Annotated in this window: 13 protein-coding genes; 7 read left to right on the top strand and 6 right to left on the bottom strand. The window is 56.0% G+C overall.

All coding sequences use genetic code 11. The features are described 5' to 3' along the window. The first annotated feature begins 55 nt into the window (after nucleotides 1-55). A complete protein-coding gene (locus LRM19_RS15025; protein WP_045909897.1) occupies nucleotides 56-604 on the top strand; it encodes a flavodoxin family protein in 549 nt (182 codons plus the stop codon). Between the two features lie 19 nt (nucleotides 605-623). Here the strand turns inward: LRM19_RS15025 and LRM19_RS15020 are convergent, their stop codons facing one another. Then, nucleotides 624-1,556 carry a LysR family transcriptional regulator gene (locus LRM19_RS15020; protein ID WP_111966091.1) on the bottom strand — a complete coding sequence of 311 codons (933 nt, stop codon included), beginning with the start codon at nucleotides 1,554-1,556 and terminating at the stop codon, nucleotides 624-626. A 121-nt stretch (nucleotides 1,557-1,677) separates the two neighbouring features. On the opposite strand from LRM19_RS15020, the gene lysA reads away from it, so the two are divergent. Then, complete coding sequence (gene lysA / locus LRM19_RS15015) at nucleotides 1,678-2,940, top strand: diaminopimelate decarboxylase (protein ID WP_271369244.1); 1,263 nt, start codon at nucleotides 1,678-1,680, stop codon at nucleotides 2,938-2,940. On the opposite strand, the gene LRM19_RS15010 is transcribed toward lysA, so the two are convergent. Beyond that, complete coding sequence (locus tag LRM19_RS15010) at nucleotides 2,910-3,947, bottom strand: LacI family DNA-binding transcriptional regulator (protein WP_271369243.1); 1,038 nt, start codon at nucleotides 3,945-3,947, stop codon at nucleotides 2,910-2,912. The genes lysA and LRM19_RS15010 overlap by 31 nt on opposite strands. A gap of 220 nt (nucleotides 3,948-4,167) precedes the next feature. Here LRM19_RS15010 and LRM19_RS15005 point away from each other — a divergent pair, with 220 nt between their 5' ends. Further along, a complete protein-coding gene (locus tag LRM19_RS15005; protein ID WP_271369242.1) occupies nucleotides 4,168-4,653 on the top strand; it encodes a GNAT family N-acetyltransferase in 486 nt (161 codons plus the stop codon). On the opposite strand, the gene galR is transcribed toward LRM19_RS15005, so the two are convergent. Next, nucleotides 4,614-5,630, bottom strand: coding sequence for an HTH-type transcriptional regulator GalR (gene galR / locus LRM19_RS15000; protein ID WP_127732218.1), 1,017 nt, complete (start codon nucleotides 5,628-5,630; stop codon nucleotides 4,614-4,616). The genes LRM19_RS15005 and galR overlap by 40 nt on opposite strands. A 425-nt stretch (nucleotides 5,631-6,055) precedes the next feature. Between galR and aas the strand changes: the two genes are divergently transcribed. Both aas and lplT read left to right on the top strand, forming a co-directional pair. Continuing rightward, on the top strand, nucleotides 6,056-8,215 hold the full coding sequence (aas, locus tag LRM19_RS14995; protein WP_271369241.1) for a bifunctional acyl-ACP--phospholipid O-acyltransferase/long-chain-fatty-acid--ACP ligase: 2,160 nt from the start codon (nucleotides 6,056-6,058) through the stop codon (nucleotides 8,213-8,215). Beyond that, nucleotides 8,208-9,401 (top strand): lysophospholipid transporter LplT, encoded by a 1,194-nt coding sequence (gene lplT, locus LRM19_RS14990; RefSeq protein WP_111966085.1) that lies wholly within the window; start codon nucleotides 8,208-8,210, stop codon nucleotides 9,399-9,401. Before aas ends, lplT begins: the two co-directional genes overlap by 8 nt. Before the next feature lie 92 nt (nucleotides 9,402-9,493). On the opposite strand, the gene LRM19_RS14985 is transcribed toward lplT, so the two are convergent. From LRM19_RS14985 to mutH, 3 genes are all read right to left on the bottom strand, one after another. Then, nucleotides 9,494-10,534, bottom strand: a complete 1,041-nt coding sequence (locus LRM19_RS14985) for an NADP(H)-dependent aldo-keto reductase (RefSeq protein WP_133295085.1) — start codon at nucleotides 10,532-10,534, stop codon at nucleotides 9,494-9,496. Nucleotides 10,535-10,665: 131 nt separating this feature from the next. Further along, nucleotides 10,666-10,884, bottom strand: a complete 219-nt coding sequence (locus LRM19_RS14980; RefSeq protein ID WP_008499668.1) for a YgdI/YgdR family lipoprotein — start codon at nucleotides 10,882-10,884, stop codon at nucleotides 10,666-10,668. 128 nt (nucleotides 10,885-11,012) lie between these two features. Next, complete coding sequence (gene mutH, locus LRM19_RS14975) at nucleotides 11,013-11,705, bottom strand: DNA mismatch repair endonuclease MutH (protein WP_111966083.1); 693 nt, start codon at nucleotides 11,703-11,705, stop codon at nucleotides 11,013-11,015. Nucleotides 11,706-12,388: 683 nt separating this feature from the next. On the opposite strand from mutH, the gene rppH reads away from it, so the two are divergent. Both rppH and ptsP read left to right on the top strand, forming a co-directional pair. Continuing rightward, nucleotides 12,389-12,919: an RNA pyrophosphohydrolase gene (gene rppH, locus LRM19_RS14970; protein ID WP_013098553.1), complete on the top strand. Its 531-nt coding sequence runs from the start codon at nucleotides 12,389-12,391 to the stop codon at nucleotides 12,917-12,919. Between the two features lie 12 nt (nucleotides 12,920-12,931). After that, nucleotides 12,932-15,178 (top strand): phosphoenolpyruvate--protein phosphotransferase, encoded by a 2,247-nt coding sequence (gene ptsP / locus LRM19_RS14965; protein WP_111966082.1) that lies wholly within the window; start codon nucleotides 12,932-12,934, stop codon nucleotides 15,176-15,178. The last annotated feature ends 84 nt before the right edge of the window (nucleotides 15,179-15,262 follow it).

The following is a 15,262-nucleotide window of genomic DNA, read 5'->3' as shown; positions in this document are numbered from 1 at the left end:
TAAAGTCGTCTTAATCGTTTGACTCACAAGGCAATATTGCATCAGGAGATCTATCATGAGCGTTGTAGTTATCTATTATTCTGGCTACGGCCATACCAAACGCGTTGCTGAAACTGTCGCCGAGGGCGCGCAGGCTGAGCTTATCGCCATTGACAGTAATGGCGATATTCAGGAAAGCGACTGGCAAAAACTCAACGATGCCAAAGCGATTATTTTTGGCGCGCCAACCTACATGGGAAGCGTACCGTGGCAGTTTAAGAAATTCGCTGACGCGACCTCTAAAGCCTGGTTCGTACGTAGCTGGCAGGACAAAGTGTTCGCGGGATTCAGCAACAGCGCCAGCCTGAACGGTGATAAGCAGGTATCGTTGCAATATCTGCAAACGCTAGCCTCTCAGCACGGTGGGATCTGGGTGAGCCTGGGGCTGCCGCCGTCAAATACTCTCGCGGCAACCCGTCAGGACATTAATAATCTGGGCGGTTCAGTAGGTTTGCTGGTGCAGTCTCCATCGGATGCTGATGCTGGCGCCATTGCCAGCGGCGATCTGCAAACCGCGGTTAAATTCGGCGAGCGTGTTGCGGCCATTGCGAAACGTTTTAACTGAGTTTTCAGACGCCCGCTGTTCAGCGGGGCGTCTGATTCAACATCTTATTTAGCTGGCCCGCCAACATACTTAGCCCTCCCTGCAGATGTTCGCTAAACGCCTCCACCAGCGCCGACGCCGGGCGATGCAATGGGCGGATTAGGCTAACGGTAAAAGGAACTGAGACGCTAAACCGACGCACAACAATTCCACTTTCCGCATAATCCAGCGCCGTTAGCGGATTCACCACCGCGACGCCGATGCCCGCTCGCACCATCGCGCAAATTGAAGCCGCGCTGTGCGTTTCCACCACCATTCGCCGTTTGACCTGATGCTCGGCAAACAGGGTATCCAGCAGCTGTCTGTAGCTGTCGGTCTGCGACAGGCTAATGTAGTTTTCCCCGTGGAAGTCCTCAGGCGTGAGCACCGCCTTACCGGCAAGCCGATGCCCGGCGGGCAGAACGCACACTTCATCTAACGAAAGTAACTCTGTGCGCGCCGTGCCTGCTGGCGTTGAGAGGTTTTCGGTTAGGCCTAAATCATGGCGCTGAGCCGAAAGCCACTCTTCAAGCAGGGGAGATTCCTGAGGCACGATGGTGAGGCTGACCTCCGGGTATCGAGCCAGAAAGGGCTGCAGCAGCATCGGTAAAAAAGATTGCGAGAAGACGGGCAGGCAGACGATCGATAGCTCGCCCTGGCGAAACTCGCGCAGGCTTTCCGCTGCACTCACTATTCTGTCCAGCCCGTACCAGGAGCGCTGAACTTCCTCGAACAGGCGTAGTCCCTGCACCGTAGGGTGAAGCCTGCCCCGGGTGCGTTCGAACAGCTTCAGCCCCAGCACTTTCTCGAAGCGGGCCAGCTCGCGGCTCACCGTCGGCTGCGAGGTATGCAGCATCTGTGCGGCTTCGGTGAGATTGCCGGTGGTCATCACGGCGTGAAAAATCTCGATGTGGCGTAAATTGACGGCGGGCATAGGGCACCTGAAAGCAGAGAACTGTCCATATCATTTTTGCATAGACTCGCGATAAAACGATATTTTTTATTCTCTTTGCGCTGTGGCGTAATCATCAAAACGCCTTTATCCGGAGAAGACCATGCCACGCCCGCTGAACCAGACTGATACCGATTTGAACGCCGACAACCTGCTGCGCCTGCCTGCCGAATTTGGCTGTCCGGTGTGGGTCTACGACGCGCAGATTGTCCGCGAGAAGATCGCCGCCCTGCATCAGTTTGACGTGGTGCGTTTTGCCCAGAAGGCCTGCTCCAATATTCATATTCTGCGCCTGATGCGTGAGCAGGGCGTGAAGGTCGACTCCGTCTCGCTTGGCGAAATCGAACGCGCGCTGGCGGCCGGATACGATCCGAAAGCTGACGGCGACGCGATCGTCTTTACCGCCGATGTGATCGACGACGCGACGCTGGCGCGCGTTCACGAGCTGCAGATCCCGGTGAATGCCGGTTCTGTGGATATGCTGGAGCAGCTGGGTCAGGTATCTCCCGGCCATCGCGTCTGGCTGCGCGTGAACCCGGGCTTTGGTCACGGCCACAGCCAAAAAACCAATACCGGCGGCGAAAATAGCAAGCACGGGATCTGGTATGCCGATATGCCTGCCGCGCTGGAGGTATTACAGCGCTACGGTCTGAAGCTGGTGGGTATTCATATGCATATTGGCTCTGGCGTGGATTACGGCCACCTGGAGCAGGTGTGCGGCGCGATGGTGCGCCAGGTTGTCGACTTCGGTCAGGATCTGGAGGCGATCTCTGCGGGCGGCGGTCTCTCTATTCCTTATCTCGAAGGTGAAGAGGCGATCGATACCGATCATTATTACGGTCTATGGAGCGCCGCGCGTGACCAAATCGCCGCGCATCTGGGCCACGCGGTGAAGCTGGAAATTGAGCCGGGTCGTTTCCTGGTGGCGGAAGCCGGCGTGCTGGTTTCGCAGGTCCGCAGCGTGAAAGAGATGGGGTCTCGCCACTTCGTCTTGATTGATGCAGGCTTTAACGACCTGATGCGTCCGTCCATGTACGGTAGCTATCACCACATTACCGCCCTGGCTGCCGACGGCCGCGATTTAACGCAGGCGCCGCGCGTTGAGACGGTCGTTGCGGGGCCGCTGTGCGAATCGGGTGACGTGTTTACCCAGCAGGAAGGCGGCAAAGTGGAGACCCGCGCGCTGCCAGAGGTCAAACCGGGTGATTATCTTGTGCTGCACGACACCGGTGCCTACGGGGCGTCTATGTCCTCTAACTACAATAGCCGCCCGCTGCTGCCGGAAGTGCTGTTTGATAATGGCAAGGCGCGGCTGATACGCCGTCGCCAGACCATTCAGGAACTGCTGGCTTTAGAACTCATCTGATGAAAATACGGCCCCGTTGTGACCGAATCGCGTAAGACCAGCGTGCCGGTAAACGGCGGGATGGCATCGACCGGCTGGTTTCTTGCCAGCCGGATCGCCTGATCGATGGCGGTGACAATCATATTGTCGATGGGCAGATAAACCGACGAGAGCGCAGGCTCCAGCCATTTCGCGCTTGGGGCATCATCAAAGCCGAACAGGGAGATATCCTGCGGGATTTTCAGCCCCGCCTGGTGCAACGCTTTGGACGCCCCCAGCGCCATATCGTCGTTACAGGCAAACAGGGCGCTAAACGGTACTCCGTCGGCAATCAATTCCTTGCAAAGCTCGTATCCCCGCGTCATTCCCGCATCGCCGTACTTTATCCGACGCTCGTCCAGACGGATACCATGCTTTTCCAGCGCCTTGCGATAGCCCATCAGCCTCGCTTTCCCGGTTGGGGTATGGATCGGGACGGTGATACAGGCGATCTCCCGATGGCCCTGATCGATCAGATAGTCCACGGCCTTAAACGCGGCATCCTGCTGTTCGAAGAACACGCAGCGATCCGGCGCCTGGCTCACTTCACGGTTAATGACCACCAGCGGCGTTTTCACGGTGTTCATCAGTTTGACGATCGCTTTTTCGCTCATGTAGCGCGTGTAAAGCACGATGGCGTCGCACTGGCGATCGGCCAGCATCTGCACCGCCTGCTCTTCCTGTTCCGGCGCGTCGTGACCGTCGGTGACGATCAGCTGTTTCCCGTGAGTTTCAGTTTGCCGCGACGCCTGCTGGAGAAGGCGGCCAAAGTAAAAGCCGTCAAAGGTCGAGACGACCAGACCAATGCTGTTGCTGGTCTGGTTAGCCAGCGAGCGCGCGAGAAAGTTCGGACGATAGCCCAGCTCTTCCATCGCAGCAAAGACCTGCTGACGCGTACTCTCTTTGACCTGACCTGTGCCGTTCAGCACGCGCGAGACGGTAGCCTTCGACACGCCCGCGCGCAGTGAGACATCCAGCATTGTTGCCATTCTACATTCCTGCTTCCACGTAATGGTTTGCAGTTTAACACAGACCTCGCGGCGTATAAGCGATGCGGGAAGCGCAAAAACTCTGCCACGATCACGCTTTTTGGTAACGATTCGTCCGGCCAGCCTGAAGTCAAACTCAATAGCCTGACTCTGGTAAGATAATCACCGAACCGGGCTGGAGCATCAGGCCAGTAAATACATGAGAAAATGCAGGTGAAACATGAAGAAGGCTGTCATCCTCCCGCTTTACAAGGCTCCACACTTCGCAGAGCAGGTCACCGACTGGCTCTGGCAGGCCTTTGGCGAAGGGCTTTCTCGGGAATTTTTCCACAGCATCGTTGAGCACAGCCAGACCCCGGGGGCACTACCGTTAACATTTATTGCCCTTGAAGGCGAACAGCTTCTTGGCACGGTAGGGCTCTGGCGCTGCGATTTGATCACCCGACAGGATCTCTTTCCGTGGCTGGCGGCGCTGTACGTTGATGAGGCGGCGCGAGGTAAGGGGCTGGCGGGACAACTTCAGCAGCATGTTATCGCTTACGCAGCGCAGTCCGGGTATGAGGAGCTCCATCTCTGGTCTGCCTGCCGCGACTTCTACGAACGTTACGGCTGGCAGTACATCGGTGATGGTCTGGAATACCCCAACACGCGGGTTCACCTCTACCGTTATTCGCTCTGCGCTTCCGCAGGTGACGCAACGGAGTGACGGCGAACCAGCGTCGGGCTAAACAGATGCGTAATTTCCGGCGGCTGGCGCTGTTCAGCTAGCGCTAGCGCCAGCTCGGCGGCCTGCGTTGCCATGGTGATGATTGGGTAGCGCACGGTGGTCAGACGCGGGCGAACGTAGCGGGAGACCAGCACGTCGTCGAAGCCAATCAGCGAAATTTCTGCCGGTACCTCAATTCCGTTGTCATTCAACACCCCCATCGCCCCTGCGGCCATTGAGTCGTTATAGCTGGCAACCGCCGTGAAATTCCGTCCGCGACCCAGCAGCTCGGTCATGGCCTGTTCACCGCCGCTCTCATCCGGTTCACCGTAGGCCACCAGGCGGTCATTACACGGCAGCCCGTTTTCACGAAGGGCATCGTAGTAGCCCTGCAGGCGGTCCTCTGCATCAGAAATCGGATGATTTGAACAGAGATAGCCAATTCGGGTATGGCCCTGCTGAATAAGGTGCCGCGTTGCAAGCCAGGCACCGTAGCGGTCATCGAGGGCCACGCAGCGTTTTTCAAATCCGGGAATAATGCGGTTGATGATCACCATTCCGGGCATCTGCTTCATCAGGTGAATCAGCTCGGCGTCCGGGATCATTTTGGCGTGAACCACCAGCGCCGCGCAGCGGTGGCGGATCAGCTGTTCAATGGCCTGGCGTTCTTTTTGTTCATTATGATAGCCATTGCCGATCAGCAAAAAATTACCTGTCTGATAAGAAACCTGTTCAACCGCTTTAACCATGGCGCCGAAAAAGGGATCGGAAACATCACCCACCACCAGCCCAATGGTTTCGGTGGACTGCTGGGCGAGCGCGCGGGCATTAGCATTGGGATGATAGTTCAGGGATTCCATGGCATTTTGTACCGCCTGGCGCGATGCGTCACTGGCTTTTGGGGAGTCGTTAATCACGCGGGAGACGGTTGCCACCGACACGCCTGCCAGACGGGCCACATCCTTTATTGTCGCCATTCATTACCTTCTTATTGGGGGTAAGCGTTTACACACCAAATAGTGTTGCGGAAAAGCGGCGCGCATTCAAGGGGAGCGGATTTCCGCTCTCCACAAACGTGACGCAGGACAACCCTGGTGGTGTAATCGTTACACGCGCAGTCATGTCTGAAGAATGTCAATCTGAACCTTTGGTTACACTTTGCCTCAGGCTGTTGCGATTGTCCGATGGCGAGGATGTTAATGAGATTGATACAGTTGAGATCCCAGAGGTATTGATTGGTGAGAATTCTTAGTACGGTTTCGTACTCATCTCTTGCACCAACCTGCGCGGATGCGCAGGTTTTTTTTCGCCTCCACTTTTGCTGTCGCTCCCGTATCACTTCTCGTGTAATCTGCCACCATTTACTATCAACCCTCCACACTGGCTGGCAAAGGGAGTTGAGATGCTATTTGGGTTCTTCCGTACACTGTTCCGTATTCTTTTTCGCATCCACGTCACTGGCGATGCCCAGGCGCTTCGCGGCGAACGCGTTCTTATCACACCAAATCATGTTTCCTTTATAGATGGCATCCTGCTGGCGCTGTTTCTGCCCGTGCGCCCGGTATTTGCGGTCTATACCTCTATCAGCCAGCAGTGGTACATGCGCTGGCTCACGCCGCTGATTGATTTTGTGCCGCTCGACCCGACCAAGCCGATGATGATTAAGCATCTGGTGCGTCTGGTTGAGCAAGGGCGTCCGGTGGTTATTTTCCCTGAAGGGCGTATTTCAGTGACCGGTTCGCTGATGAAAATCTACGACGGCGCGGGGTTTGTCGCGGCGAAGTCAAAAGCGACCGTGGTGCCGCTGCGCATTGAAGGCGCGGAGCTAACCCATTTCAGCCGCCTGAAGGGGCTGGTGAAGCAGCGTCTGTTCCCTAAAATAACCCTGCATATTCTGCCGCCAACGTCGTTACCGATGCCAGAAGCGCCGCGTGCCCGCGATCGCCGTAAAATCGCCGGGGAAATGCTGCATCAGATTATGATGGAAGCGCGCATGGCCGTGCGCCCGCGCGAAACGCTGTACGAATCTCTGCTATCCGCGCAGTACCGCTATGGCGCGAAGAAAAACTGTATTGAAGACATCAACTTTACCCCGGACACCTATCGCAAACTGCTGACCAAAACCCTGTTTGTGGGCCGTATTCTGGAGAAGTACAGCAAAAAAGGCGAAAAGATTGGCCTGATGCTGCCTAACGCGGGTATCAGCGCGGCGGTGATTTTCGGTGCGGTTTCCCGGGGCCGTATCCCGGCAATGATGAACTACACGGCGGGCGTGAAGGGGTTGACCAGCGCCATCACCGCAGCGCAGATTAATACCGTCTTTACCTCCCGACAGTTCCTGGACAAAGGCAAGCTCTGGCACCTTCCCGAGCAGCTCACCCAGGTGCGCTGGGTCTTCCTGGAGGATCTGAAAGCGGACGTGACCACCGGCGACAAGCTGTGGATTTTTGCGCATCTGCTGGTGCCGCGTCTGGCGCAGGTCAAACAGCAGCCGGAAGATGACGCGATTATCCTCTTCACGTCGGGATCGGAGGGCAACCCGAAAGGCGTCGTCCACAGCCACAAGAGCATTCTGGCGAACGTTGAACAGATTAAAAGCATCGCCGACTTTACCGCAAACGACCGCTTTATGTCGGCGCTGCCGCTGTTCCACTCCTTTGGCCTGACGGTGGGGCTGTTCACGCCGCTCCTGACCGGCGCAGAAGTGTTCCTCTACCCGAGCCCGCTGCATTACCGCATTGTGCCGGAGCTGGTCTATGACCGTAACTGCACCGTCCTGTTCGGAACCTCAACCTTCCTGGGCAACTATGCGCGTTTCGCCAATCCGTATGACTTCTATCGCGTGCGGTATGTGGTGGCCGGTGCGGAAAAACTGCAGGAGAGCACGCGCCAGATCTGGCAGGACAAGTTTGGCCTGCGCATTCTTGAAGGCTATGGCGTTACCGAGTGTGCGCCCGTGGTCTCGATTAACGTGCCGATGGCGGCGAAACCGGGTACGGTTGGCCGAATCCTGCCGGGAATGGATGCGCGTCTGCTGGCGGTGCCGGGCATTGAGGACGGTGGCCGTCTGCAGCTGAAAGGGCCAAACGTGATGAACGGTTATCTGCGCGTGGAAAACCCGGGCGTGCTGGAAGCGCCGACAGCGGAAAACGTCAACGGCGAGGTTGAAACCGGCTGGTACGACACCGGAGATATCGTCCGTTTTGATGAACAGGGCTTTGTACAGATTCAGGGACGCGCGAAACGCTTCGCTAAAATCGCCGGTGAAATGGTCTCTCTGGAAATGGTCGAACAGCTGGCAACGGCCGTGTCTGCGGATAAGATGCATGCTACGGTGGTGAAGAGTGATGCCAGCAAAGGCGAGGCGCTGGTGCTGTTTACGACCGACGCTGAACTTAAGCGCGACAGGTTACTAAGCTATGCGCGTGAACACGGTATCCCTGAACTGGCCGTGCCGCGCGACATTCGCTACCTGAAGCAGCTCCCGGTGCTGGGTAGCGGGAAGCCCGATTTCGTGACCCTGAAAGGCATGGTTGAAGAGGCGGAACAGCAAAATGCGTGAGTCAGTACACACTAACACCTCACTGCGTTCAAAAGGCATGATGGCGGTCATTGCCGCGCAGTTCCTCTCTGCGTTCGGTGATAATGCGCTGCTGTTCGCCACGCTGGCGCTGCTGAAAGCCGAGTTTTATCCCGACTGGAGTCAGCCGATCCTGCAGATGGTGTTTGTGGGCGCTTACATTATCTTTGCTCCGTTCGTCGGGCAGGTAGCGGACAGCTTCCCGAAAGGCCGGGTGATGATGTTTGCCAACGGTCTCAAGCTGCTGGGTGCCGCCAGCATTTGCTTTGGCTTCAATCCGTTTATTGGCTACACGCTGGTGGGCATTGGCGCTGCCGCCTACTCCCCGGCAAAGTATGGCATCCTCGGCGAGCTGACCACGGGCGATAAGCTGGTGAAAGCCAACGGCCTGATGGAGTCGTCAACCATTGCCGCTATTCTGCTCGGATCCGTCGCGGGCGGCGTACTGGCCGACTGGCATGTCCTGGCGGCACTGGGCATCTGCGCGGTGGTGTATGGCGGGGCGGTCGTGGCAAACCTCTTTATTCCGAAGCTGCCAGTGGCTCGCCCGGGGCAATCCTGGCGCTTCAAACCGATGACCGGCAGTTTCTTCAACGCGTGCCGCGTGCTGTGGCGTAACGGGGAAACGCGTTTCTCCCTGATGGGGACCAGTATGTTCTGGGGGGCGGGCGTCACGCTGCGCTTCCTGCTGGTCCTGTGGGTGCCGGTGGCGCTGGGCATTACGGACAATGCGACGCCGACCTATCTTAATGCGATGGTGGCCATCGGCATTGTGGTTGGGGCGGGTGCAGCGGCGAAGCTGGTGACGCTCGAGACGGTCGCACGCTGCATGCCCGCAGGGATCCTGATTGGCGTCGTGGTACTTATCTTCTCGCTGCAGCATGCGTTATTGCCCGCGTATGTCCTCCTCATCCTGATTGGTATTCTGGGGGGCTTCTTCGTGGTGCCGCTGAACGCGTTGCTGCAGGAACGGGGTAAGCAGACCGTCGGGGCAGGCAATGCCATTGCGGTACAAAACCTGGGTGAAAACCTGGCAATGCTGTTAATGCTGGGGCTCTACTCGCTGGCGGTAAAAGTGGGTGTGCCGGTGGTGGGGATCGGCGTCGGGTTTGGTGGGCTGTTTGCGATTGCGATCGCGGGCTTGTGGATTTGGCAGCGTCGCCGTTGATATCTAGCCGGGTGTTGGCTTCGCCTTACCGGGCCTACGTTTGAGCACCTGTAGGCCCGGTAAGCGTAGCGCCACCGGGCAAAAGCGTCAGGCTATGGTGCAGGATAAGTATAAACCTGATGCACCGCTTCAATCTCTGCTAACACGTCTTCACTCAGGTTCAGGTGGAAACTCTCAATATTGGTTTTCAGCTGTTCCATCGTGGTCGCGCCCAGCAGGGTGCTGGCAACAAACGGCTGACGACGCACGAAGGCCAGCGCCATCTGAGCAGGGTCAAGACCGTGACGCTTTGCGATATTCACATAGGCAGCAACGGCTTTCTGCGTCTGCTCACCGCTGTAGCGGGTGAAGCGGCTAAAGAGGGTGTTTCGCGCCCCCGCCGGCTTCGCGCCGTTCAGGTATTTCCCCGTCAGCGTGCCGAAGCCGAGACAGGAATAGGCGAGCAGTTCCACTTCTTCATACTGCGTCACTTCGGCCAGACCCACCTCATAGCTGCGGTTAAGCAAGCTGTACGGGTTCTGGATAGTCACAATACGCGGAAGATCGTGCTTATCCGCCAGGTGTAGATAGCGCATGACCCCAAAGGCCGTTTCGTTAGATACGCCAATGTAGCGGATTTTTCCCGCGCGCTGGCACTCGGTCAGCGCTTCCAGCGTTTCCAGCAGCGTCACGGCGGGGGCGCTCTCATTCCAGCTGTATCCGAGCTTGCCAAAGCAGTTGGTTGGTCGCTGCGGCCAGTGCACCTGGTAGAGGTCGAGATAGTCGGTTTGCAGGCGCTTCAGGCTGGCATCCAGTGCGGCGCGGATATTCTTGCGATCGAGGATCTGGTTCGGACGGATCCCGGTATCGTTATTGCGCGCGGGGCCACTGACTTTTGAGGCAATCACCAGCTTTTCACGGTTGCCGCGCTTTGCCAGCCAGTTACCGACGTAAGTTTCGGTAAGTCCCTGCGTTTCAGGGCGTGGCGGAACTGGGTACATCTCTGCAACATCAATCAGGTTAATGCCCTGGCTGACGGCGTAATCGAGTTGTGCATGGGCATCGGCTTCGCTGTTTTGTTCACCAAATGTCATCGTGCCCAACCCCAGTTGGCTTATTTCCAGAGCGCTGTGGGGGATACGGTGATAATGCATAGCCGGCTTCCTCAGTAGACTTATAGACCGCGTCAGGGCGTGCCCGACAAAGGAATATAAACATGGCAGAGGGGAAGCAAAAGGGGAAGAAAAAAATCAAAAAGGCCAGCAAGCGACTGACCTCTCTCTGATTATCGCTCGATAATTTGCGATACTTCGTCGCGATTGATCTGCATTTTATTGCCTTCCTGGTCGCGGTAGCTGACCAGACCGGTATCATCGTCGACTTCGGGTTTGCCATCGGTCAGGATCATTCGACCATCTTTTGTCGCCATGACGTAATCGCTGCTACAGCCCGATACGGCAAACGCTAAACCGACTGCTGACACTAATACTGCCCATTTTTTCATCGTTATCGTCCTCATCTGGCTTGTATCAAATCATAATCTAGTATTAACCCGATAAGGCGACTTGAGGAAGCGGTAAAATCTTAAAAAGCAGTCGATTATGTTTGAGAGCTCGCAAAATAAGTAAAAAACTATGTTTTTAACAGGAAATGACGTGCCAGGAGTGCGCCGGTGAAATTCTTTTTGAGATAAAAACCGCGCGGCAACGTCAGTATCGGTTCACCCTGCGCGCCGATTGCCTCGGTAAGTGCTTTACTGTTGGCCGCTTTCGGACGCAGCTGTAACACTTCTCCGTGTCGGGCGGTGATGCGCTCTACCTGCCCAAGCACAATCATGTCCATCAGCTCTTCCCAGTCCAGGCGCAGTTGATGCTCTTCATCCTCGTCCGGGCTCCAGAGCAGCGGTGCGCCAACGCGACGGTCAGCCAGGGGGATCTGACGCTCACCTTCAACCGGTACCCATAATACGCGCTTCAGCTTGTGGCGAACGTGACTGGTTTCCCACGTCACGCCGGTATTGCCGGTTAATGGCGCAACGCAGACAAAAGTGGTCTCAAGCGGCTTGCCCTGGCTGTCTACAGGGATAGTTTTTAACTCCACGCCAAGTGCAGCAAAATCCTGCTCGGGTTTGCTCCCTGCGCTGGCACCCAGCCATAGTTCAAGCAGCATGCCGATCCAGCCTTTATCCCGCTTAAGATCCTTCGGGATCTGAAGCCCTGCCATTGCCGCCAGCTCGCCAAGCGAAAAGCCTGCAAGACGCTGTGCCTGCTGTAGCAACTGGCCCTCGCTGGACGGCGGTGAGAGCAAGGGTGTAAGCGGATGCATGATGGTAACCTTTTGATTAAAAAATAAACGAAGAAATTGTCCCCTGTGGATAGAGTTTAACTATTTCTGTACGAATATTCCATGTGCATGATTTATATGTTTTTTTACTGGTTTGAAATCGTTTCACCAGAGTTGGAAAACCGGTTGTTCAAATCTGGTCACTGACAATGAACAGGATCTTACACCATGTTATCCACAGAAAAATGGGATAACTGGGCATAACCCTGACTACTGTTTCAATTTACAGCCTTGACGTGCGAGGAAAATCGAAATTTCAAACAAATTGTGACTAACTTATTGGCACAATCTGTGGATAAAACCGACGCTGTTCGATCTTTCATCAGCACGATGATCCCTGATGTGACGATCGTCACGCTATTCTGTTTTGTGTTCATGAAAATACATTTAACTATATGAAAATAATTGCATTATTGAATTAAGCTAAAAAAGGGGGGACGGCATTGTTTGAGGTTGTTCATCGGTAATTAGACACTTCTTCACAACTATATCCACAGAAAAGGTGAATAAAATTCCTTTTAATGGCTCTCATCTGTTTATAACTCATCACTTATTTGTGAGTTATTCAAATGTTATTAGGTTGCAGCCCTGTAAGAGAGTGGTTTACCGCCTCCCTGTAGTGTGAAACAATCATTCATATATAAGGTTTAGTTTGGGGTAGTCCGGTGATTGATGACGATGGCTACCGCCCGAACGTAGGAATAGTAATTTGTAATCGTCAGGGCCAGGTAATGTGGGCCCGGCGATATGGTCAGCACTCCTGGCAGTTCCCGCAAGGCGGGATCAATCCGGGAGAGTCCCCAGAACAAGCGATGTACCGGGAGCTTTTTGAAGAGGTCGGTTTGAGCCGGAAAGATGTTCGCATCCTGGCTTCGACCCGCAACTGGTTGCGTTACAAGTTACCGAAACGTTTGGTGCGTTGGGACACAAAGCCGGTTTGTATCGGCCAGAAACAGAAGTGGTTTCTGTTGCAGTTGGTGGGCAACGATTCAGACATCAATATGCAAACCAGCAGTACGCCGGAGTTCGATGGCTGGCGCTGGGTGAGCTATTGGTATCCTGTTCGTCAGGTCGTGTCATTTAAACGCGATGTTTACCGTAGGGTGATGAAAGAGTTTGCAAGTGTGGTCATGCAGCTTCAGGAGATCCCGCCTAAGCCGCAGAGCGCACCTGCCTGGCGACGTAAAAGAGGTTAAGCTACGCAAATCATGCTCACCCGCTTGCGAGAAATAGTCGAGAAGGTGGCTAGCGCTCCGCGTCTGAACGAGGCGCTGAATATTCTGGTCACCGACATCTGTCTTGCGATGGAGACCGAGGTCTGTTCGGTATATCTGGCCGACCACGATCGGCGCTGCTATTACCTGATGGCGACCCGTGGTTTGAAGAAGCCACGTGGACGCACCGTAACGCTCGCATTTGATGAGGGTATCGTCGGTCTGGTTGGGCGGCTGGCTGAACCCATCAACCTTGCTGACGCGCAAAAACACCCCAGCTTTAAATACATCCCTTCCGTAAAAGAAGAGCGCTTCCGCGCTTTCCTTGGCGTACCGATTATCCAGCGTCGCCAGCTGCTCGGCGTACTGGTCGTCCAGCAGCGTGAGCTACGTCAGTATGACGAAAGCGAGGAGTCTTTCCTCGTCACGCTGGCCACGCAGATGGCGGCGATCCTCTCTCAGTCTCAGCTTGCCGCGCTCTTTGGCCAGTATCGCCATACGCGCATTCGTGCCCTTCCGGCATCGCCAGGCGTAGCGATTGCTGAAGGCTGGATGGACGCCACGCTGCCGTTAATGGAGCAGGTTTACGAAGCCTCAACGCTTGATGAAGCGCTTGAGCGCGAGCGTCTTACCGCCGCGCTGGAAGAGGCGGCGAATGAATTTCGTCGTTACAGCAAACGTTTTGCCGCAGGTGCGCAAAAAGAGACGGCGGCCATTTTCGACCTCTATTCGCACCTGCTTTCCGATGCGCGTCTGCGTCGTGAGCTTTTTGCTGAAGTGGATAAAGGCTCGGTCGCGGAGTGGGCCGTTAAGAAGGTTATCGAGAAATTTGCCGACCAATTTGCGGCATTGACCGACGGTTACCTGAAAGAGCGGGCTGGAGATCTCCGGGCCCTGGGACAACGCCTGCTGTTCCATCTTGATGACACCATTCAGGGGCCGAATGCCTGGCCTCAACGGTTTGTTCTGGTCGCCGATGAACTGTCGGCAACCACGCTGGCTGAACTGCCGCAGGACAGGCTGGCCGGTGTCGTGGTGCGCGATGGTGCCGCCAACTCACACGCCGCCATTATGGTGCGCGCGCTGGGTATCCCTACCGTTATGGGGGCGGACATTCAGCCGTCGGTACTGCACCGCCGTACGCTGGTGGTCGACGGCTATCGCGGTGAGCTGCTGGTCGATCCTGAGCCGGTTCTGCTCCAGGAATACCAGCGTCTTATCAGCGAAGAGAATGAATTAAGCAAGCTGGCGGAAGATGACGTTAACCTGCCCGCACAGCTTAAGAGCGGTGAGCGGATCAAAGTCATGCTCAACGCCGGTTTAAGCCCTGAGCATGAAGAAAAGCTTGGCAGCCGCATCGACGGCATTGGCCTATACCGTACTGAAATCCCGTTCATGCTGCAGAGCGGTTTCCCCTCCGAAGAGGAGCAGGTGGCGCAGTATCAGGGGATGCTGCAGATGTTTAACGACAAACCTGTCACCCTGCGAACCCTGGATGTCGGGGCGGATAAACAGCTCCCCTACATGCCGATCAGCGAAGAAAACCCGTGCCTGGGCTGGCGTGGGATCCGCATTACGCTCGATCAGCCGGAGATCTTCCTGATCCAGGTGCGCGCGATGCTGCGCGCCAACGCGGCGACGGGCAATCTCAGCATCCTGCTGCCGATGGTCACAAGCATTGATGAGATCGACGAGTCGCGGCGGCTGATCGAACGTGCCGGGCGTGAAGTGGAAGAGATGATCGGCTATGCGATCCCGAAACCGCGGATCGGCGTGATGCTAGAAGTGCCGTCCATGGTCTTTATGCTGCCGCAGCTGGCAAGCCGTGTTGATTTTATCTCTGTCGGCACCAACGACCTGACGCAATATATTCTGGCCGTCGACCGCAACAATACCCGCGTCGCCAGTATCTACGACAGCCTGCATCCGGCGATCATTCGCGCGTTAGCGATGATTGCCCGTGAAGCTGAGCAGTACGGCATTGATTTACGCCTGTGCGGTGAAATGGCCGGGGATTCCATGTGCGTTGCGATCCTTATTGGTCTGGGATACCGCCATCTGTCGATGAACGGTCGCGCTGTCGCCCGCGTGAAATACCTGCTGCGACATATCGACATCAATGATGCTCGCGAACTCGCAGAACGCAGCCTTGAGGCGCAGCTGGCTGCTGAGGTCCGTCACCAGGTCGCGGCGTTTATGGAACGACGCGGTATGGGCGGCCTGATCCGCGGCGGCCGCTAATCGTCTTTCTCCCTCTCCCGGTGGGAGAGGGCACCAGAGGGCATAACACCCTATACACATCTTTTACATCTCGGGCGCATCCTC

The organism is Enterobacter sp. PI-10 (assembly GCF_027947695.1).
Lineage (GTDB): Bacteria > Pseudomonadota > Gammaproteobacteria > Enterobacterales > Enterobacteriaceae > Enterobacter > Enterobacter vonholyi.
The sequence above is the reverse complement of the archived record's forward strand: the minus strand, read 5'-3'. Positions and strand labels throughout refer to the sequence as shown.